This window comes from Pseudomonas sp. 05L36 (genome assembly GCF_056398125.1).
Genome location: NZ_JBFTOU010000007.1, coordinates 19,384 through 37,325, shown reverse-complemented (window position 1 = coordinate 37,325; position 17,942 = coordinate 19,384). Strand labels below are relative to the sequence as shown.

Genomic DNA, 17,942 nt, shown 5'->3' with positions numbered 1-17,942 from the left:
GTTAACGATAACGCGGGGCATCTGATTTTCCGCGGTGGTCTTGCGTTTTTCGCGAGCAGGCTCGCTCCTACAGGTTTTTGGGTCAGGCGTTGGTTTTTGCGACTAACCCATCCGCCCGGAACATCCCGCGAATCCCGCGTACAGCCTGACGAATCCGGTCCTGGTTTTCGATCAGGGCAAAGCGCACGTGATCATCGCCATACTCGCCAAACCCGACGCCCGGCGAGACACACACCTTGGCCTCGGACAGCAGTTTCTTGGCAAACTCCAGCGAGCCCAGGTGCGCATAAGCCTCGGGAATCTTCGCCCAGACGTACATCGAGGCTTTCGGGTTTTCCACCATCCAGCCCAGCTCATGAAGGCCCTTGACCAGCACGTTGCGGCGCTGCCGATACTGTTCGGCGATGTCGCGCACGCATTGCTGATCGCCTTCCAGCGCGGCAATCGCCGCCACTTGCAGCGGGGTGAAGGTGCCGTAGTCGTGGTAGCTCTTGATCCGCGCCAGGGCGTTGACCAGTTCCGGGTTGCCGACCATGAAGCCAATGCGCCAGCCGGCCATGTTGTAGCTCTTGGACAGGGTGAAAAATTCCACCGCAATGTCCTTGGCCCCTGGCACTTGCATGATCGACGGGGCTTTCCAGCCGTCGTAGACGATGTCGGCGTAGGCCAGGTCGTGCACCACCAGCACGTCGTACTGCTTGGCGAGGGCAATGACCCGTTCGAAGAAATCCAGTTCCACACACTGCGCGGTGGGGTTGGACGGGAAACCGAGGATCATCATCTTTGGTTTCGGAATCGAGCCGCGAATCGCCCGTTCCAGTTCAGCGAAGAAATCCACCCCCGGCACCAGCGGCACCGAACGCACCTGGGCGCCGGCAATCACCGCGCCGTAGATGTGAATCGGGTAGCTCGGGTTCGGCACCAGTACGGTGTCGCCCTGATCCAGGGTCGCCAGCATCAAGTGCGCCAGGCCTTCCTTGGAACCAATGGTGACGATGGCTTCGCTTTCCGGGTCGATGTCGACCTCGTAGCGGTCCTTGTACCAGTTGGAAATCGCCCGGCGCAGGCGCGGAATACCCTTGGAGGTGGAGTAACCGTGGGTGTCTTCGCGCTGGGCCACCGTGACGAGTTTTTCGACAATGTGCGGCGGCGTGGCGCCGTCGGGGTTACCCATGCTCAAGTCGATGATGTCTTCGCCACGACGACGGGCGGCCATCTTCAGCTCGGCAGTGATGTTGAAAACGTAAGGGGGGAGTCGATCTATGCGCGCAAAGCGGCGCGGCGAACCTTGTTCGGCCATTGTTGCCTCGGATAACGTAAGCGCCCGGAACCGTCCGAGCGACGCTGGTCACTGCGGTGACCTGTGGCGGAATGTAAGGGCAGCTGTGGCAGACTGTCCAGCCTCAATGTAAAAAAATTGTCCGAAGGAAAAGGTTCGATGGAATTTACCAGCGGCTTCTTGCTGAGCCTCTCGCTGTGCCTGGATATCGGCGTGGCCAACATCGCGATGATCACCCTGGCCATGCAGCGCGGCTACTTCCAGGGCTTTGCCCTGGGCCTCGGGACCTGCGTCGGCGACCTGATCTACGCGGTGCTGGCGCTGGCCGGCATGACCGTGTTGCTGCAATACGAAACCGTGCGCTGGGTGCTGTGGATCGGTGGCTCGACGCTGCTGGTGTATTTCGCGGCGAAGATGATCTATTCGGCGATTCACCATGAGGCGCTGTTGGCCGAGACCGCCGAGGTGGGCCACAACTCCCATCGCAAGGAGTTCTTTCGCGGGATTTTCCTGGCCATGTCGTCGCCCAGTGCGATTCTCTGGTTCGCCGCTGTGGGCGGTACGCTGATCGCCCGTTCCGGTGGCGGTGGCGCCCTCAGTTCCGCGCTGTTTCTCGGCGGCTTTCTCTGCGCGGGGATTCTCTGGTGTGTCGGGCTGTGCTTTGCCGCGAGCCACGGCGGCAAGTTGCTCGGCGACAAATTGCTGCGTTACTCCTACATGGCATCGGCGGCGATTTTCTGCTATTTCGCGGTCTACGTGATTCTATCTGGCTATAACGAGTTCGTTGGCGCCGCTGCCGTCGAGCAATTGAACGCACTGTAATTGGGCGAATCGGGTTTGGCTTCTATACTCCCAGCCGAACCCATTTTTTCGTTTCAGGAGTCGAGCCATGGATGAGCAAACACGCGTCGAAGTGACGGAACCACGCTTTGAACACGGACATTTCCTGCTGATCGCAGGGCTTCGCGAACGATTTACCCAAGAGACCACTAAAGACATTCCCGATCTCTGGGAAAAACTCGAGCCCCACATTGGGAACATTCCGGGGCAAAAAGACGAAGTGACTTACGGCGTCTGCTGCAATTTCGACGGCAAGGGCGGCTTCGATTACATCGCGGGGGTCGAGATCAGCAAACTCGACGATTTGCCGGACAAGTATCGTTGGGTAGAGATTCAGCCCCAGCAGTACGTCGTGTTCGAACATCAAGGACCGCTGGCCACATTGCCGCAAACCTTCCAATACATCCATGGCACGTGGTTGCCACAGTCCGGGCATGAGTTGCTGGCTGCCCCGGAATTCGAGCGCTACAGCGAAGACTTCAACCCCAGGCTCAACACCGGAAAGCTGGAAATCTGGCTGCCAATCAAGGCGTGACACCTGCAGCGAGAGGCGGATCAGCCGATTCGTCTCTCGATGTCCCACGGCGGCTGATTTATCATCCCCTGCCTTTCCCACGCTGATTCCGAGCTGCCATGAACACCGTCATCCGCAACGTCACCCCCGCCGATCTGGACCGCTGCTTTGCCATCGAAACCCTTGCCTATGAAGGTGACGAAGCCGCGACCCGCGAGAAGATCGCCACCCGCATCGCCACCTGGCCCGAGGGTTTTATCGTTGCTGAAGTGGACGGGGCAGTCGCCGGTTTCATCAACTCCGGTGCGGCGTTCCAGGTGGAAATGTCGGACGAGGCGTTCAAGGAACTGATCGGCCACGACCCGGCCGGGCCGCATGTGGTGATCATGTCGGTGGTAGTGCACCCGGATTATCAGGGGCAGGGCCTGGCCAAGCGCCTGATGGGTGAGTTCATCGAGCGCATGCGCGCGATGGGCAAGGTCAGCATCAACCTGATGTGCAAGGAACGGCATATTCCGTTGTATGCCAGTTTTGGCTTTGCCTACATCAAACCCTCGGCGTCTGACCATGGCGGCATGGCGTGGCATGAGATGGTGCTCGAGCTCTGATCCGACGTAGATCCCCTGTAGGAGCGAGCCTGCTCGCGAAGGAGTGTCAGCATAAGTGATGTCGACTGACACTCCATCGCGAGCAGGCTCGCTCCTACAGGGGGCGGTGTTGTGTCAGTAATGTCTGCAAAAAACTAACGCGCAGTCAAAACACCAACCCCATCCGCCGCTCATAACCGATCCGGCCCTTGTACGCCTCGCCACTGTCGACAAAGCCAAACCTGGCGTACAGGGCGATGGCAGCCTCATTGTCGGCATCCACCGACAACTCCAGCCCCCTGATTTCCGGCCAGGCCAGGCGTGCCGCCTCAGGCAGCGCTTGCAGGCAGGCCTTGCCATAGCCTTTGCCCTGAGCACGTTGATCGACTTGCAGTGCATGCAGGGTGGCGCTGTGCTCATCGGCCCAGGCCGGCAACACCGGCGGGCGCTTGAGCAGCAGGAACGCGACGGGCACATCCTCGGCCAGCAGGGCAAATCCCTTGACGCCGGGTCCGGGCTTGGACAACAAGGTGTGCAATGCGCCGTGGATGTCACCCGAGAATCTGATCTGTTCCGAATGCACTTCAATGGCCTCGACCTGTTGGCGTTGCAGTGCATTCAGGCTTTCATAAGGCACGAGTCGGGCTGTCACTGGAGTGTCCTTTTTCCAACGGGAAAGAACCTCGGATTCTAGCGAGTTTGGCTTTATGGTTTATTTTTATTTCGTCTGTCGATTTGCCGGATCGCCGGACGACTATGGGTGTCTTCACTATAAAAACCACGGAGAACCACCATGAACTCGCAAACCCAGATCCAGAACCTCATCGAGAACTATCGTCAGGCGGTCATGGCCAAGGACATTGAAAAAGTCATGGCCCTTTATGCCGATGACATCGTCTCCTTCGATGCGGTCAAGGCCCTGCAATTCAAGGGCAAGCCTGCCTACCGCGCACATTGGCAAGCGTGTATGGAGATGTGCGCAGGCCCGCACACCTTCGAGTTCGAGGAGATCAGCATCGAGTCGTCCGAGAACGTCGCATTCGCCCACTGGCTGGCCCATTGCGGCGGCACCAACGAGAAGGGCGAAACCCAGGCCTGCTGGATGCGCGTCACGGCTTGCTATCGGCAGGACGCCGGGCTGTGGCAGATCGTCCATGAACACTGGTCGGCGCCTTTCGACATGCAGACCGGTGCGACGCTGTTCGACCTCAAGCCCTGAGGTTTTCATCGGCAAGCCGTGCCGGATTGCCGATCTGCGGCCATAGTTGATCCGTTCGATAAGGAGAGCGTGATGAAGTACTTATGCCTGGTCTACAGCGACGAGCACCTGCTGCATTCGCTACCGGAAAGCCCGAAGGACGAAGAGTGCATGGCCTATGCCGAGTCGATCCAGGGCAGTGGCCGGATGGTCGCCGCCGAGGCCCTGGAATCGGTGCAGACCGCCACCACGGTACGCATGCGCAACGGCAAGATGTCGATCACCGACGGCCCGTTCGCCGAAACCAAGGAGCAGTTGGCCGGCTTCTACCTGATCGATGCCAGGGACCTCAACGAAGCCATTCAGGTTGCGGGCAACATTCCGGCGGCCCGGGTCGGCAGTGTCGAAGTGCGCCCCGTTCGGCAGTTGTACCCTTAAGATGCCGGGGCTGCCGGTTCAGGCGCAGGTCGAGCGGGTCTATCGCGAAGAGTCGCGGCGCATTCTTGCGACCCTGATTCGCTTGCTGGGGGATTTCGACCTCGCCGAAGAGGCCTTGCACGAGGCGTTTTTCGTCGCGGTCGAACGCTGGCAGCGTGACGGCGTGCCGGACAATCCGCGGGCCTGGCTGGTGTCCACCGGGCGTTTCAAGGCCATCGATGCCTTGCGTCGGCGCGCGCGTTTTGCCGCATCGCAGCCCTTGTTGATCGCGCAACTGGAGGCGCTGGAACAGGCAGACTGGAGTGATGAAGACGTGGAAGACGATCGCTTGCGGCTGATCTTCACTTGCTGCCACCCGGCCCTGGCGGCGGACGCGCAAGTGCCACTGACGCTGCGGGAAGTCTGCGACCTGACCACGGAAGAAATCGCCCGGGCCTTTCTCTCGGCCCCGGCCACCATCGCCCAGCGCATCGTGCGCGCCAAGGCGAAGATCCGTGATGCGAAAATCCCTTATCAAGTGCCGACGCTGGCTGAGTTGCCTGAGCGTCTGGACAGCGTATTGCGGGTGATTTATCTGGTGTTCAACGAGGGTTATTCGGCGTCCATCGGAGCCGAACTGATCCGCGAGGATTTGACCCGAGAAGCGATCCGTCTCGGTCGGTTGCTGGTGGAACTGCTGCCGGAGCCGGAGGTAATGGGCTTGCTGGCGCTGATGCTGTTGCACGAGTCGCGCCGCCCGGCCAGGACCTCGGCGAGCGGCGAGCTGATTGTGCTGGACGAGCAGGACCGTTCGCTGTGGGACGCCGGGTTGATCACTGAAGGCTGCACGCTGATCGAACAGGCACTGATCATGGGACGATTCGGACCCTATTGCCTGCAAGCGGCCATCGCGGCGGTGCACGCCGAAGCTCCGACGGCGGGGGAAACCGATTGGCCACAGATTGTCGGTCTGTATGACGTGCTGCTGCGGGCGGTACCTTCGCCGGTGATCGAGTTGAATCGTGCGGCGGCGATTTCGCAACGGGATGGACCGTTGGCGGGGCTGACGTTGGTCGATGCGATTCTGGATCGGGGAGAACTGCTCGACTACCACCTGGCGCATTCGGCGCGGGCAGAGTTTTGTCGGCAACTGGGTCGCAAGCAGGAGGCGCGGGCGGCGTGGGAACGGGCGCTGGCGTTGACCCGGCAAGAGCCGGAGCGGCGGTTTATCGAAGAGCGGCTCAAGGCGTTGGATTGATGTGATCTTGCGGGCCTCATCGCGAGCAAGCTCGCTCCCACAGGGATTGATGGCGTACTCGATACCTGTAGGAGCGAGCCTGCTCGCGATAAGGGCCGAAGGACCTTCACTCCAGCATCTTGCCCAGCAACCAGCTCCCCGCCGGCCCCGGCGGATTCAGCCGCGACCACAACGCATCCACCGACACCGTTTTCGGCCAGCCGCGCACCACCAGTTCCTGCAACGTGCCAGGCCCGAACCGCTCGACCAGCCAGCGGGGCAACGGTGCCCAGCCGAATCCGCCCTGGGCCATTTCCAGCAGCATCAGATAACTCGGCGCCGACCAGACGCGGCCTTTCGCCCGACTTTCATAGGGATTGATGATGGTGGCCAGGCGCAACTCGCGGTGCTGCTGCAGCACGTCCCGGTCGATGTAGTCCAGCGTGGCCAACGGGTGTGCCGGGGACACGAACAAGGCGATCTCCGTGCGCTCGTCCACCGTCGAGCTGACCAGGTCCGGCGGGTAGCTGTCCTGCATTTCGGCAAAGGCAATCTGCGCCCGGCCGCTTTGGACCAAGGACACCAGGTCATCGCATTCGGCGATCAGGCATTCGAGCTCCAGGTCCGGGTAACGCTGCTCGAAGGCGCTGAGGGCGGTTTCGAAACGGTCCGACTGATAGGTATCGGACAGCGCCACCGTCAACTTCGGCTCCACCCCTTGGGACAGTTGGCTGGCGGTCATTTCCAGGCGACTGGTGGCGGCCAGGATGTCTTCGGCCCGTTGCAGCATGACGTGCCCGGCCGGGGTCAGTCCGGGCTTACGGCTGCTGCGGTCGAACAGCGTCAGATTCAGGTCGATTTCCAGGCTGGCCACTGCGGCGCTGATGGTCGACTGACTGCGGCCCAGCTTGCGTGCCGCGGCAGAGAATGAGCCCTGGGTCGCCGCTTCGACAAACGCCAGCAACACTTCGTGAGAAGCCATGAACTATCGCCTTGATCGATGGTTATTGGTTATGAAGTATCGGTGTGGTGACAGATCATGGCAACCACAGTCACTCAAGGGAGTTCGGCCATGAGCGCCAACAAGTCCATTACTGAACGTATTTTCCAGGCCATCGGTTTCGAACTGCTGGCCATCCTGATCTGTACCCCGTTGCTGGCCTGGATCATGAACAAACCGATGCTGGAAATGGGCATGGTCACCGTCCTCATCGCCGGCCTGGCCCTGGCCTGGAACGTGGTCTTCAACGGTATGTTCGATCGGCTGCTCAAGCGCTTCGCCATCGCACACAACGCCTGGGTCCGTGTGGTGCATGCGCTGTTGTTCGAAGGCGGTCTGGTTGCTCTTGGCGTACCGCTGATCGCCTGGTGGCTGAATGTCAGCCTGTGGCAGGCGTTCCTGCTGGATATCGGTGTGTTGCTGTTCTTCCTGCCGTACACCTATATCTATCACTGGGTGTATGACGTGGTTCGGGAGCGGGTGGTGATGACTCGCGAGGCTTGCTGAGTACCGTTTTTGTGGCGAGGGAGCTTGTCGGATCGCCGCACCGTCCCGCTCGGCTGCGCAGCAGTCGTAAAGCTTGGGACCGCTTCGCGATCCAGCGGGAGCAAGCTCCCTCGCCACAGGGTTTTGTGCAATGCCTGCTGTTGAACGTTACAGAAACATCCCCCCCGACGCCTCGATACGCTGACCATTGATCCACTGGCTGCCCGGCGCCAGCAGCAGCGCAATCGCGGCGCCGATGTCATCCGGCAAACCGGCGCGACCCAGGGCGGTGTTATTCGCCACCAGCGTGTTCAACTCGGGGTTGTCGCGCACGGCGCCACCGCTGAAATCGGTTTCTATCGCACCCGGTGCCAGGATATTCACCGCGATGTTGCGCGCGCCGAGTTCCTTGGCCTGGTAGCGGGTCAGCACTTCCATCGCGCCTTTCATCGCCGCGTAGGCGCTGTGACCCGGCAGGCTGAAGCGGGCCAGGCCACTGGAAATGTTGACGATGCGCCCGCCGTCATTGAGCAATGGCAACAGCGTCTGCGTCAGGAAAAACGGCCCCTTGAAATGAATGTTCACCAGCAGGTCGAACTGCTCGACGGTGGTGTCGACGAAGTTGGCGTGCAGGCCGATCCCGGCGTTGTTCACCAGAAAGTCGAAGCGCTCGCGCCCGAAGTGGCTTTGCAAGACCTTCGCCACTTCGCTGCCGAAGGCGCCGAAATGCTCACTCTGGGCAACGTCCAGTTGCAGCATGGCGGCGCGACCGCCCAGGCTTTCAATCTCGGCCACCAGGGCCTGCGCCTCATCGGCGCGGCTGTTGTAGGTGCCAATGATGTCGATGCCTTGGGCGACCAGATGCAGGGCTGCGTTTTTGCCGAGGCCGCGACTGGCGCCGGTGATCAGTGCGATTTTACGGTTCATGGGATTTCCTCAAGTGCAGTGGACGGTTGATGCGAGGAAGTTTATTTATCCGCTGAGGGGTGATAAATAGAGTGAAACCGGAATCACTGGTCGGATAATCCGAACAATAAAAGAGCAGGCCAATGAACAAACTGGAACTGTTGCGCACCTTTGTCCGTGTCAGCGAGATGTCGAGTTTCACCCTGGCCGGAGAAAGCCTGGGCCTGCCTCGCTCAACGGTGTCCGAGCATGTGCAGGCGCTGGAGGCATTGCTTGGCACCCGTCTGTTGCAACGCACCACGCGCAAGGTTCAGGCGACCCAGGATGGCCTGGTGTTGTATGAGCGCAGCAAGGACCTGCTGTCGCACATGGACGAAATCGAGGGTTTGTTCCGCCAGGACGAGGCGTCGCTGGTCGGGCGGATTCGCATCGACCTGCCGAACATTCTCGCTCGTCGGGTGGTGATGCCGCGCCTGCCGGCGTTCATGGCGCAGCACCCGCTGCTTGAACTGGAAATCAGCAGCACCGACCGCCGGGTCGATCTGCTCGCCGAAGGCTTCGATTGCGTGCTGCGCATCGGCGCCCAACCGGATCAATCGGTGGTGGCGCGACACCTGTGTGACTTCACCATGGTCAACTGCGCCAGCCCTGCGTATTTGCAGCGTTATGGCGTGCCGGAGCGACTGGAGGATCTGGCGCAGCATCGGCTGGTGCACTACGTCGGCGTACTGGGCGGGCGTTCGGAAGGGTTCGTGTACGTCGACAAGGGTCAGGTGCAGCGACTGCCGATGGCTGGCAGTGTCACAGTCAACAGCACCGATGCCTACGAGGCCGCGTGCCTGGGTGGCTTCGGCCTGATTCAGGCGCCGAGGATGGGCATGCAGCAATACCTGCAAAGCGGCGAATTGGTCGAGGTGTTGCAGCCGTTCAATGCACCGTCCATGGAGGCGTCGCTGCTCTATGCCCGGCAGCGGCATTTGCCGTTGCGGGTCAGGGTGTTCATGGATTGGCTGGGAGAAGTGATCCGCTCAGAAGTTTGAGAGCGGTCCCAGCAGGAGACTGGCCCCTGTGGGAGCGAGCTTGCTCGCGATGAGGCCATAACATTCAACATCACTGTTGACTGAACCACCGCTATCGCGAGCAAGCTCGCTCCCACAGGTTTTTGCACCAATTTCCAGGTCTTTGGATCAGACGTGGAAGTAACCCACGCACGAATCGAACGGCAGGCGCTTGAGTTCGATCTTGTTCAGGTCGAGCACTTCACGCAGGGCCTTGGTTTCGCCCGGGAAGTTGCGGTAGGCGACTTCGTCGAGCACCACGATCGCGCCTTTGGGCATGTACGGCAGGAAGGTTTCCAGCGCGACTTTGGTCGACTCGTACAGGTCAGTGTCGAGGATCAGCATGGCCACGACCAGGTCCGGACGGGTCTTGACCCACTCCGGTACGGTCTGGACGATGTCGCCCTTGACCAGCTCGCAACGCGGAATGCGGTTGACCGGGCGCAACAGGTCGTTGGCGTCGATCATGTCCTGGATCAGCGACTGGTCGGTGTCGGCGAACATGGTTTCGTTGACGTCGGCCGGGTCTTCTTTCTTGTCGATGCTCTGGAAGCCTTCGAAGGTGTCGAAGCCCACGATCGAGCGGTTGATCGCATACGGCTCGAGAATCATCGACAAGTGCATGTAGAGCATCAGCGAGTTGCCCTTGTACACGCCGCACTCAATGATCGCGCCGGGCACTTCGGCGACCTTTTTGAACAGCTCCATGCGCGACAATGCAGCCGTCACGCCGATACGGTTGGCGAAGACGAACGGCGCGTCGGCCACATATTCGGCATCGACCCGTTTCAGGACATTGGTACGGGTTTCGTTGTACTGGGCCTCGGCGGGCGTGATGCGACGCTTGGTCATTGCTGGATTCCTCGGAAATTCGAAAAGTCGTGGACGTGGAAGTAGTCTTTGAAACCGGCGCCGACATCCGGGCAGGCGCTGTCGACGTTGATCGCGCCGCGCTGCTGCTTGAGGTCGTCGAGGTGCATCAGGCGAAAGTCCACGCTGAAGCGGGTTTGTTGCGTGTAATTGGGCACGGTGCCGTGCAGGTGCGAACCCGAGAACACCAGCATCTCGGCGGTGTTGCCGGCGATGCGCAGTTCAGAGGTGGTGTTGATCGCTTCGGTGGGCACCGGGTGCTGGCGCGCCTCTTCCTTGACGTTGTCCTTGGCGCGCTGACGTTGCACGTCGATCCAGTCGGACAGGCTCCACTGCGCCGAGGTGTTTTTCACCGCGACGTCGAAGTAGGCCGGGTTGATCATCATGGTCTGGTCAGGCTGGATCGTGTAGACCGGCATCCAGGTATTGATCTGGCAGTCGACACCGCCGTACCAGGTATCGCGATGGGGCTTGTAGGCGTAGCTGACGCCAGCGTGCAGGTAGTCGTAGTTGGGCACGACACGGATGCGCGGTACGTCGAAAATGAACTCTTCGGGAGCGGCACCGATTTCGTCGGTGAAGCTGCGGATCAGTTCCTTGGCACGCAGGCTGTTGGTGAACTGGCCCTTGAGGCGAGTCACCAGCACCACGAACTCTTCCACTGGCATCAACGTGTGCAGCGCCTGGTGGTTGGTCTCGCCATCGAAGGCGGCCGTGATGCTTTCCTGGGCAAAGGCACAGAGTTCCTTTGCCGCTTTCAGTTCGGTGTTGAGGAAGATGTCGCCAGCGTAGATCGCACTTCTGAAATCAGCGTGCTTGTGCAACTGATTGATGAATAAGTTCACGGTTCTCACCCAGGAATACTTTGGCTCTCATAAGAGTCGGCAACAGGCTGACAAACTGAAGCGCCATCCTCGAATGAAACGATCAATACCTTGAGTTGGCGATGAAATGCGCGGCTTTGCGCCGGGCTGAAAGCAAACATCCCGCAGCGATTGCTCGCTGCGGGATGTGAGTACAGGCGGGAGTGATCAGAACAGTTGGGTGAACAACCAGTACAGGCTACCCGACAGCAGGATCGCCGCCGGCAAGGTCAACACCCAGGCCATCAGCAGGTTGCGGATGGTCCTCATCTGCAAGCCGCCGCCGTTGGCGACCATGGTCCCGGCCACGCCCGAGGACAGCACGTGAGTGGTCGACACCGGCAGGCCGAACATGTCGGCGGCGCCGATGGTCAGCATCGCCACGGTTTCTGCCGAGGCGCCCTGGGCGTAGGTCAGGTGGGTCTTGCCGATTTTCTCGCCGACGGTCACCACGATGCGCTTCCAGCCGACCATGGTGCCCAGACCCAGGGCGATGGCCACGGCGATTTTCACCCACAGCGGAATGAACCGCGTGGAGTTGTCGATCTGTTGCTTGAACAATTGCAGCTTGCCGTTGGTGTCGGCGTCGAAATTGCCGACCTTGTTCTTGTCCATCAGGCGAATGGTTTCGCTGCTCAAATACATGTCGTTACGCACGTTGCCCACGGCCTCGGCCGGGACTTTCGACAGCGAGCCATATCCCTTGACCTGGGCGCCGATGCTGCCGGTCAGCGCAGCCAGCGCCGGCACCAGTTGCGGGGTCGCTTCCTTGCTGCGCATGTATTCGGACAGCACCGCGCGTGGGTCGGCGGGGGGCGATTGCGGTGCCGCCTTGACCAGCGCTTGCTGGGTCACTTCGGCGACCGCGGCGAACTGCAACGCTTGATCGGCCGGCATGGTGCGGTTCAAGGCGTAAGCCATTGGTAGCGTGCCCACCAGAATCAGCATGATCAGGCCCATGCCTTTCTGACCGTCGTTCGAACCGTGGGCAAACGACACACCAGTGCAGGTCACGATCAACAGGCCGCGAATCCACCACGGCGGCGGGGTCTCGCCCTTTGGCTCCTTGTACAGCGCACGATTCTTGACGAACGCGCGCAGGGCCAGCAACAGCAGTGCGGCGCAGCCGAAGCCGACCAGTGGCGAGAGCAACAGCGCGTAACCGATCTTGGTGGCTTGCGCCCAGTCCACGCCACTGGTGCCGTCGCGGCCGTGCATCAGGGCGTTGGCCACGCCGACCCCGATGATCGAGCCGATCAGGGTGTGCGATGACGACGCTGGCAGGCCCAGCCACCAGGTGCCGAGGTTCCACAGGATCGCGGCGATCAGCAGGGCGAAGATCATGGCGAAACCGGCGGACGAACCGACTTGCAGGATCAGCTCCACCGGCAGCAGGGCGATAATGCCGAACGCCACCGCGCCACTGGACAGCAGCACCCCGAGGAAGTTGAAGAAACCGGACCAGACCACCGCAACGTTTGGCGGCAACGAGTGGGTGTAAATCACCGTGGCCACTGCGTTGGCGGTGTCGTGGAAGCCGTTGACGAACTCAAAGCCCAGGGCAATCAGCAGCGCCACGCCGAGCAGCAGAAACGGCGTCCAGGTGGTGACCACCGTGCCGAGTTCGCTCATGTCGTGCATCAGGCTGTAGGCGGTAAACAATAAGCCGATGGCCAGCACGGCAAAAAACACCACGATGGTGAGCAGGCCGGGTTTCTTGTCGAATAGTGGTTTGGCGCTACTGGCGGGTGCCGGGGCGGCGGTGTAGGAGGGCGTAGCCATCACGGACATTCCTGAGGGGGGAGGTGTACCAGTGATAATCGTTGCCAATTGTTACAGGGAGACTGCTTTGGGCCAGTGTTTAGGTTTTTGCAGCCCGCTGATCTGAAGTCACCTGTTTGTGGAAGTGAATCCTGGAACCTGTGTGCGAGCTTGCTCGCGATGGCGTCGGTACAGCCAGCATTGATGTTGACTGATCCACCGCTATCGCGAGCAAGCTCGCTCCCACAGGGGGCCGGGTGCGTTCAATAATCCTGCTGCTTGCGAAACGCCCAGCGCCCGGCGATCACGGTAAAGGTCGCGACCAGCGCCACCAGGATCCAGAAACCCTCCGGATCACCGGCCAGCGGAATGCCGCCGACGTTCATGCCGAAGAAACCGGCGATGATGTTGATCGGCAGCGCCAGCACCGTTACCACCGTCAGGGTGAACAGCGTGCGGTTGGTCTGTTCGTTGATGTTGGCGGCGATCTCTTCCTGCAACAGCTTGATCCGCTCACCCAGCGCCGTGAGGTCGTTGATGATCAGCGCAAACTCCTCGGTGGATTTGCGCAACTCCTTCACGTCTTCCTTTTGCAGCCATTGCGGTGGCCGGTTGAGCAGGCGCAGCAAGGAGCCTGGCTCCAGCGCCAGCAGCCGTTGCAAGCGCACCAGCACCCGGCGATTGGCGCCCAGCTCAGCGCGGTTGGTCGACAGGCGCGAGGAGAGCAATTCGTCTTCGATCTGATCCACGCTCTGGCTGGTCTTGCGCACGATCTGGGTCAGCACTTCACCCTGGTCGCGCAGCAAATGCACCAGCAACTCCAGCGGGGAGCGAAAGCATTCCCGGGCCTTCACCGACGAGCGCAGTTTGTCCACCGAGTGCAGCGGTTGCAGACGGGCGCTGATGATCAATTGGCTGCGGGCGCACACCCACAGGGTCGAGACATCCGACGAGACCATGTTGCTGAGGTTGAACACCACGTCGTTGACCACCGCGAGCAGCGCCGAATCGACATGCTCGATGCGCGTCGAGCGCGAGCCTTCGTGCAGCGCCTCGAAAAATTCCTCGGGCAACTCCAGATGACTTTTCATCCAGCGTTCGCACGCGGCATGGGCGAGGTTCAGGTGCAGCCAGAGAAATTGCTCATCGCTTTGCGGTTGTTGCAGGTACTGCAAGGCCTCGGCGGAATTGATTTCCCGACCGGCCTCACCGGGGCGAAAGCTGAAACCATAGAGCAGGCCGAACAGATCCGTGTCGCGATGACTGTGATCGATGCTGTGGTTCATGAGGGCTCGCAAGGGGAGACGCCTGTCGCAGGTTTCGCAGGTTCACTTGAACGGCATCATCGCAAGCGGGGATGACGGTTTTGTGACGGGAAAATAACGCAAACGATTGCACTACCGGCGGTCGGAATTTTCTCAAGAACCGCTCTGGCTTGCCGATCACGCTTGGGTTGAGTTGCGCGCCGCCGGCCATCGGCCGGGACCGCAGACAGGGAAGTCCGGACACTTTTCACGCCTTACCGGGGCGTGCCTCATTCCCGTCATGAGTACCATCCGATGCTTTTGCAAAAGTCCCTGAGAGCACAAATTCTCGCCCTGCTGAGCGGCAGCCTGCTGGCGACTCTGTTGATCGCGCTGGCGTGCTTTCACTTCCTGTCCAGCGGCGTGCAGAGCTACGCCAATCTGATCGAAGGCCCGCTGCATACCTCGCAATTGATCGATGAAGCCAACCTGCAATTCAAGGTGCAGGTGCAGGAGTGGAAAAACGTCCTGTTGCGCGGCAAGCAACCGGCGGACCTGAGCAAGTACTGGGGGCAATTCGAAGACCGTCAGCGCGATGTGCAGAACATCCTCGGCGAGCTGGCCGGGCAGAAGGGCATCGAGCCGCAACTCAAGAGCCGCATCGAGCGCTTGCGTGACGAACATCGCCAGTTGGGCGCGGCCTATCAGAAGGGCCGGGACGCGTTCGTGGCCGCCGGTGGTGACCCGACGGCAGGCGACGCGGCGGTCAAGGGCGTGGACCGCGCGGCCAGCGATCAAATGAGTGAACTGGTCAGCGAGTTGCGCAAGCAGGGCGCCGAACAATCGACGCTGATCAGCGCCGCTGCCGATCGCACGGTGATGCTGGGGATCATGGTGATGCTGGTTTCGGGTTTGCTGATCGGCCTGCTGAGCCTGTGGCTGGTCAACCGCAACCTGGTCGAGCCGATCCGCAAACTGATCGAATACGTGGCGCAACTCAGCCAGGGTCGTTTTGGCGAGCGCGTGGCCAGCACTCGCCAGGACGAGTTGGGCAAACTGGCGATGGCCGCCAACACCCTGCGCGATTTCCTCGCCGAAACCTTCAGCCGTTTGCAGCGCAGCGCGTCTGACCTGGACAGCGCCAGCGGTGAGTTGAACTCGATCGCCACCGTGATGGCCGGCGGTACCAACGAGCAGTTCAACCGCACCGATCAGGTGGCCACGGCGATGAACGAAATGTCCGCTACCGCACAGGAAGTGGCCCGTCATGCCGCCGAAGCGGCACGGGCCGCCGATGATGCCGACCAGTCCGCCCAGCAGGGCGAAAAAGTCATGCAGGGCACCATCCACACCATCACCCAAATGCGCGGCGAAATCGCCAACACCGCCACGGTCATCCGCCAACTGGAAACTGACAGTGGGCGCATCGGCAAAGTGCTGGAAGTGATTCGCGGCATCGCCGAACAGACTAACCTGCTGGCACTCAACGCGGCCATCGAAGCGGCCCGCGCCGGTGAGGCCGGACGCGGTTTCGCGGTGGTGGCCGATGAAGTGCGCAGCCTGGCCCAGCGCACGGCAGCGTCAATCATCGAGATCAACCAGATCATTCAGACCGTGCAGACCGGTGCAATCGAAGCAGCCCAGGCGATTGAAAGCGGTCAGTCGCGCAGCGAGCAGAGCGTGCAGCAAGTGACCGAGGCCGGCGCCATGCTCGAACGCATCACCCTGGCCGTGGAAGCCATCCGTGACATGAACCGCCAGATCGCCACTGCCGCCGAAGAGCAGACCTCGGTGGCCGAAGACATCTCGCGCAACCTCACCGAGATCACCAGCATCGCCAGTACCAACCTGGACAACGTGCAGCGCACTGAAGCGGCCAGCAGCAACCTGCATGGTTTGTCGGGGCAGTTGAACGAGGTGACGGCGCGTTTGAGCGCTTGAGTCCAGAATGCACAAAAGCCGCACGACTTCTCAATCGTGCGGCTTTTGTGCGCTTCGGGATCAGGTGTCCTGTTTGTTCTTCAGGACCTTGCCGTTGGAGGCATCGATGTCCACATCCCACTCGACGTTTTTGGCATCACGCAGTTCGACTTCGTACTCGTAACCGTTGAAGTAGTTGTCCAGTTCGGTTTTGGTGATCGTTGCACCCGGATGCAGATCCAGCGCGATCCTGTTCAGATCTTCCAGTGACTTGATCTTGCCGTCCTTGACCAGTTGCGGGATCTCATCGACTCGCACATCGGCCTGGGCCAGGCCCGCGGCGAAGGTCAGGGTTGCAGCGGTCAACAAAGCAGTCAGGGTCTTCATGGGCTTCTTTCCTTGGGTGATCCGTTCAAGTGAGATCAGGTTACCTTGTGTAAATTAATCCACCCTTAAAACCCCCGACATGTCCTGCATCAATCCCTGTGGGAGCGTGGCTTGCCCGCGAAAGCGGAGGGTCAGTCAACGTGGATGTTGAAGCTGATGGCCCTATCGCGAGCAAGCTCGCTCCCACAGGTTTTGTGCAATTCGGCATCAGTAGCCGTTGTTCTGTAGCACCTGCGCCACACTCGCCGCCGCCGGGCGTTTATAGAACTTCAGCAATTCACTGGCGCGATTGGTGAAGATGCCGTCGACACCGGCTTCCATGACTTTCTGGTAGTCCACCGCTTCGTCGATGGTGTACACGTGCACCAGCAAGCCCTGATCGTGGGTGTACTGGTTCATCCACGGTTGCACCAGATCGGAGTAACTCTGGTCGCCACCCTGGGTCAGTGCGGCGGACGGGCCGGTACCGATGGCGCCTTGAGTCTTGGCGTAGTCGACCCAACGCTGGAATTCGGCTTTGTCCTTCGGTTCCTGTGCGGCGTAGTACGCGGCCTTGTCCTTTTCGCCGGACTCGGCAAATGTCACCTTGGACCTGGGCTCGATACTGCCTTCACCGACCCACAACAGCAGGATTTTCGGCACCGTTGGCATCTCCTTTTGCAGCAGTTCGAGGCTGCTCTTCTCGAAGGTCTGCAGGACCACCTTGCCTTTGCCCTGGCCGACTCCCAGTTCGCTTTTCGCCAGTTTCGAACCGGTCGGGCTCAGCCAGCCACGGTCCTGAAGTTTTTCCTTGAGGTCGTGTTCGATGCCGGGAAACTGCTTCGGCTCCTTGGTCTCGATGTACAGGCCGGGCTTGTGCAGGGCGTTGCCCTCGGCGATGTCGATGATTTCATCGAGGGTCAGAATCTTCAGGCCCGCGAAGGCGGGACGTGCGCGATCCGGGTACGCGGCATTGAACCAACTGCCCGCATCCAGGGTTTTCAGCTCGGCCATGGTGAACGCATTGGCCGGGCTGTCCTTGCGCTCGGGGAATTTGCTGGCGACGTCGGTGGTGCGTTGCAGATTGTTGTCGTGCAGGGCAAACAGCACGCCATCCTTGCTGCGCTGCAGGTCCATTTCCAGATAGTCGGCGCTCAGGTCGCGGGCAGTCTTGTAGGCGGCGGCGGTGGATTCCGGCGCATCGAACGACGCGCCACGGTGGGCGATCACCGCTGGATGCGGAATGCCCAAGCGGGTCGCCAGTGCCGCAGGGCCGGGTTCGCTGGCGGCCTGTGCATGGCCGAGGCCGAGGCCGAGCAACAGGCTCAGTAACAGGGCGCTTTTAGTAAAGGTTGTGGGCATGGTCGAGATCCTTTCGCAATGAGTGAGCGGTCCC

At 60.8% G+C, this 17,942-nt stretch carries 19 protein-coding genes; 9 read left to right on the top strand and 10 right to left on the bottom strand.

Annotated features, from left to right (window positions below; translation table 11 throughout):
- Positions 1–82: 82 nt before the first annotated feature.
- A complete protein-coding gene (gene alaC, locus AC1DKH_RS09895) occupies positions 83–1,300 on the bottom strand; it encodes an alanine transaminase (protein WP_108215157.1) in 1,218 nt (405 codons plus the stop codon).
- A gap of 138 nt (positions 1,301–1,438) precedes the next feature.
- Between alaC and AC1DKH_RS09890 the strand changes: the two genes are divergently transcribed.
- From AC1DKH_RS09890 to AC1DKH_RS09880, 3 genes are all read left to right on the top strand, one after another.
- Positions 1,439–2,101, top strand: a complete 663-nt coding sequence (locus tag AC1DKH_RS09890; RefSeq protein WP_477798072.1) for a LysE family translocator — start codon at positions 1,439–1,441, stop codon at positions 2,099–2,101.
- 67 nt (positions 2,102–2,168) lie between these two features.
- Entirely contained in the window at positions 2,169–2,654 is a 486-nt protein-coding gene (locus AC1DKH_RS09885) for a GyrI-like domain-containing protein (RefSeq protein WP_477755784.1), read from the top strand.
- A gap of 98 nt (positions 2,655–2,752) precedes the next feature.
- Positions 2,753–3,241 carry a GNAT family N-acetyltransferase gene (locus AC1DKH_RS09880; protein ID WP_477798071.1) on the top strand — a complete coding sequence of 163 codons (489 nt, stop codon included), beginning with the start codon at positions 2,753–2,755 and terminating at the stop codon, positions 3,239–3,241.
- A gap of 145 nt (positions 3,242–3,386) precedes the next feature.
- Here the strand turns inward: AC1DKH_RS09880 and AC1DKH_RS09875 are convergent, their stop codons facing one another.
- Entirely contained in the window at positions 3,387–3,872 is a 486-nt protein-coding gene (locus tag AC1DKH_RS09875) for a GNAT family N-acetyltransferase (RefSeq protein ID WP_223509179.1), read from the bottom strand.
- A 141-nt stretch (positions 3,873–4,013) separates the two neighbouring features.
- Here AC1DKH_RS09875 and AC1DKH_RS09870 point away from each other — a divergent pair, with 141 nt between their 5' ends.
- From AC1DKH_RS09870 to AC1DKH_RS09860, 3 genes are all read left to right on the top strand, one after another.
- Positions 4,014–4,439 (top strand): YybH family protein, encoded by a 426-nt coding sequence (locus tag AC1DKH_RS09870; RefSeq protein ID WP_477755782.1) that lies wholly within the window; start codon positions 4,014–4,016, stop codon positions 4,437–4,439.
- A 72-nt stretch (positions 4,440–4,511) separates the two neighbouring features.
- Positions 4,512–4,856 carry a YciI family protein gene (locus AC1DKH_RS09865; protein WP_477798070.1) on the top strand — a complete coding sequence of 115 codons (345 nt, stop codon included), beginning with the start codon at positions 4,512–4,514 and terminating at the stop codon, positions 4,854–4,856.
- Between the two features lies 1 nt (position 4,857).
- The gene (locus tag AC1DKH_RS09860) at positions 4,858–6,093 is read left to right on the top strand and encodes an RNA polymerase sigma factor (protein WP_477798069.1); all 1,236 of its coding nucleotides are present in this window, start codon (positions 4,858–4,860) and stop codon (positions 6,091–6,093) included.
- Between the two features lie 106 nt (positions 6,094–6,199).
- On the opposite strand, the gene AC1DKH_RS09855 is transcribed toward AC1DKH_RS09860, so the two are convergent.
- The gene (locus tag AC1DKH_RS09855; RefSeq protein WP_477798068.1) at positions 6,200–7,054 is read right to left on the bottom strand and encodes a LysR family transcriptional regulator; all 855 of its coding nucleotides are present in this window, start codon (positions 7,052–7,054) and stop codon (positions 6,200–6,202) included.
- 90 nt (positions 7,055–7,144) lie between these two features.
- Here AC1DKH_RS09855 and AC1DKH_RS09850 point away from each other — a divergent pair, with 90 nt between their 5' ends.
- Positions 7,145–7,579 (top strand): multidrug/biocide efflux PACE transporter, encoded by a 435-nt coding sequence (locus tag AC1DKH_RS09850; protein WP_477798067.1) that lies wholly within the window; start codon positions 7,145–7,147, stop codon positions 7,577–7,579.
- Between the two features lie 147 nt (positions 7,580–7,726).
- On the opposite strand, the gene AC1DKH_RS09845 is transcribed toward AC1DKH_RS09850, so the two are convergent.
- Entirely contained in the window at positions 7,727–8,485 is a 759-nt protein-coding gene (locus tag AC1DKH_RS09845; protein WP_477798066.1) for an SDR family NAD(P)-dependent oxidoreductase, read from the bottom strand.
- 122 nt (positions 8,486–8,607) lie between these two features.
- On the opposite strand from AC1DKH_RS09845, the gene AC1DKH_RS09840 reads away from it, so the two are divergent.
- Positions 8,608–9,504, top strand: coding sequence for a LysR family transcriptional regulator (locus AC1DKH_RS09840; RefSeq protein ID WP_477798065.1), 897 nt, complete (start codon positions 8,608–8,610; stop codon positions 9,502–9,504).
- Between the two features lie 147 nt (positions 9,505–9,651).
- Here the strand turns inward: AC1DKH_RS09840 and AC1DKH_RS09835 are convergent, their stop codons facing one another.
- From AC1DKH_RS09835 to AC1DKH_RS09820, 4 genes are all read right to left on the bottom strand, one after another.
- The gene (locus tag AC1DKH_RS09835; protein ID WP_108215167.1) at positions 9,652–10,374 is read right to left on the bottom strand and encodes a TylF/MycF/NovP-related O-methyltransferase; all 723 of its coding nucleotides are present in this window, start codon (positions 10,372–10,374) and stop codon (positions 9,652–9,654) included.
- Positions 10,371–11,237, bottom strand: coding sequence for a hypothetical protein (locus AC1DKH_RS09830; RefSeq protein WP_477760706.1), 867 nt, complete (start codon positions 11,235–11,237; stop codon positions 10,371–10,373). Before AC1DKH_RS09830 ends, AC1DKH_RS09835 begins: the two co-directional genes overlap by 4 nt.
- Positions 11,238–11,423: 186 nt before the next feature.
- The gene (locus AC1DKH_RS09825) at positions 11,424–13,037 is read right to left on the bottom strand and encodes an inorganic phosphate transporter (protein WP_477798064.1); all 1,614 of its coding nucleotides are present in this window, start codon (positions 13,035–13,037) and stop codon (positions 11,424–11,426) included.
- 242 nt (positions 13,038–13,279) lie between these two features.
- Complete coding sequence (locus AC1DKH_RS09820) at positions 13,280–14,302, bottom strand: transporter (RefSeq protein WP_477756221.1); 1,023 nt, start codon at positions 14,300–14,302, stop codon at positions 13,280–13,282.
- 273 nt (positions 14,303–14,575) lie between these two features.
- Between AC1DKH_RS09820 and AC1DKH_RS09815 the strand changes: the two genes are divergently transcribed.
- On the top strand, positions 14,576–16,201 hold the full coding sequence (locus AC1DKH_RS09815) for a methyl-accepting chemotaxis protein (protein WP_477798063.1): 1,626 nt from the start codon (positions 14,576–14,578) through the stop codon (positions 16,199–16,201).
- 60 nt (positions 16,202–16,261) lie between these two features.
- Here the strand turns inward: AC1DKH_RS09815 and AC1DKH_RS09810 are convergent, their stop codons facing one another.
- Together AC1DKH_RS09810 and AC1DKH_RS09805 are read right to left on the bottom strand one after the other, a co-directional pair.
- Positions 16,262–16,567 (bottom strand): PepSY domain-containing protein, encoded by a 306-nt coding sequence (locus AC1DKH_RS09810; RefSeq protein WP_108215173.1) that lies wholly within the window; start codon positions 16,565–16,567, stop codon positions 16,262–16,264.
- A gap of 207 nt (positions 16,568–16,774) precedes the next feature.
- Positions 16,775–17,908 (bottom strand): glycerophosphodiester phosphodiesterase, encoded by a 1,134-nt coding sequence (locus AC1DKH_RS09805; protein WP_477798062.1) that lies wholly within the window; start codon positions 17,906–17,908, stop codon positions 16,775–16,777.
- Between the last annotated feature and the right edge of the window lie 34 nt (positions 17,909–17,942).

What these genes read in the sequence shown, in the direction of transcription:
- AC1DKH_RS09855 (WP_477798068.1), bottom strand. Translation starts at nt 7,054, where the DNA reads ATGGCTTCTCACGAAGTGTTGCTGGCGTTTGTCGAAGCGGCGACCCAG.
- AC1DKH_RS09850 (WP_477798067.1), top strand. Translation starts at nt 7,145, where the DNA reads ATGAGCGCCAACAAGTCCATTACTGAACGTATTTTCCAGGCCATCGGT.
- AC1DKH_RS09835 (WP_108215167.1), bottom strand. Translation starts at nt 10,374, where the DNA reads ATGACCAAGCGTCGCATCACGCCCGCCGAGGCCCAGTACAACGAAACC.
- AC1DKH_RS09890 (WP_477798072.1), top strand. Translation starts at nt 1,439, where the DNA reads ATGGAATTTACCAGCGGCTTCTTGCTGAGCCTCTCGCTGTGCCTGGAT.
- AC1DKH_RS09815 (WP_477798063.1), top strand. Translation starts at nt 14,576, where the DNA reads ATGCTTTTGCAAAAGTCCCTGAGAGCACAAATTCTCGCCCTGCTGAGC.
- alaC (WP_108215157.1), bottom strand. Translation starts at nt 1,300, where the DNA reads ATGGCCGAACAAGGTTCGCCGCGCCGCTTTGCGCGCATAGATCGACTC.
- AC1DKH_RS09865 (WP_477798070.1), top strand. Translation starts at nt 4,512, where the DNA reads ATGAAGTACTTATGCCTGGTCTACAGCGACGAGCACCTGCTGCATTCG.
- AC1DKH_RS09820 (WP_477756221.1), bottom strand. Translation starts at nt 14,302, where the DNA reads ATGAACCACAGCATCGATCACAGTCATCGCGACACGGATCTGTTCGGC.
- AC1DKH_RS09845 (WP_477798066.1), bottom strand. Translation starts at nt 8,485, where the DNA reads ATGAACCGTAAAATCGCACTGATCACCGGCGCCAGTCGCGGCCTCGGC.
- AC1DKH_RS09880 (WP_477798071.1), top strand. Translation starts at nt 2,753, where the DNA reads ATGAACACCGTCATCCGCAACGTCACCCCCGCCGATCTGGACCGCTGC.
- AC1DKH_RS09810 (WP_108215173.1), bottom strand. Translation starts at nt 16,567, where the DNA reads ATGAAGACCCTGACTGCTTTGTTGACCGCTGCAACCCTGACCTTCGCC.
- AC1DKH_RS09805 (WP_477798062.1), bottom strand. Translation starts at nt 17,908, where the DNA reads ATGCCCACAACCTTTACTAAAAGCGCCCTGTTACTGAGCCTGTTGCTC.
- AC1DKH_RS09825 (WP_477798064.1), bottom strand. Translation starts at nt 13,037, where the DNA reads ATGGCTACGCCCTCCTACACCGCCGCCCCGGCACCCGCCAGTAGCGCC.
- AC1DKH_RS09870 (WP_477755782.1), top strand. Translation starts at nt 4,014, where the DNA reads ATGAACTCGCAAACCCAGATCCAGAACCTCATCGAGAACTATCGTCAG.
- AC1DKH_RS09885 (WP_477755784.1), top strand. Translation starts at nt 2,169, where the DNA reads ATGGATGAGCAAACACGCGTCGAAGTGACGGAACCACGCTTTGAACAC.
- AC1DKH_RS09840 (WP_477798065.1), top strand. Translation starts at nt 8,608, where the DNA reads ATGAACAAACTGGAACTGTTGCGCACCTTTGTCCGTGTCAGCGAGATG.
- AC1DKH_RS09860 (WP_477798069.1), top strand. Translation starts at nt 4,858, where the DNA reads ATGCCGGGGCTGCCGGTTCAGGCGCAGGTCGAGCGGGTCTATCGCGAA.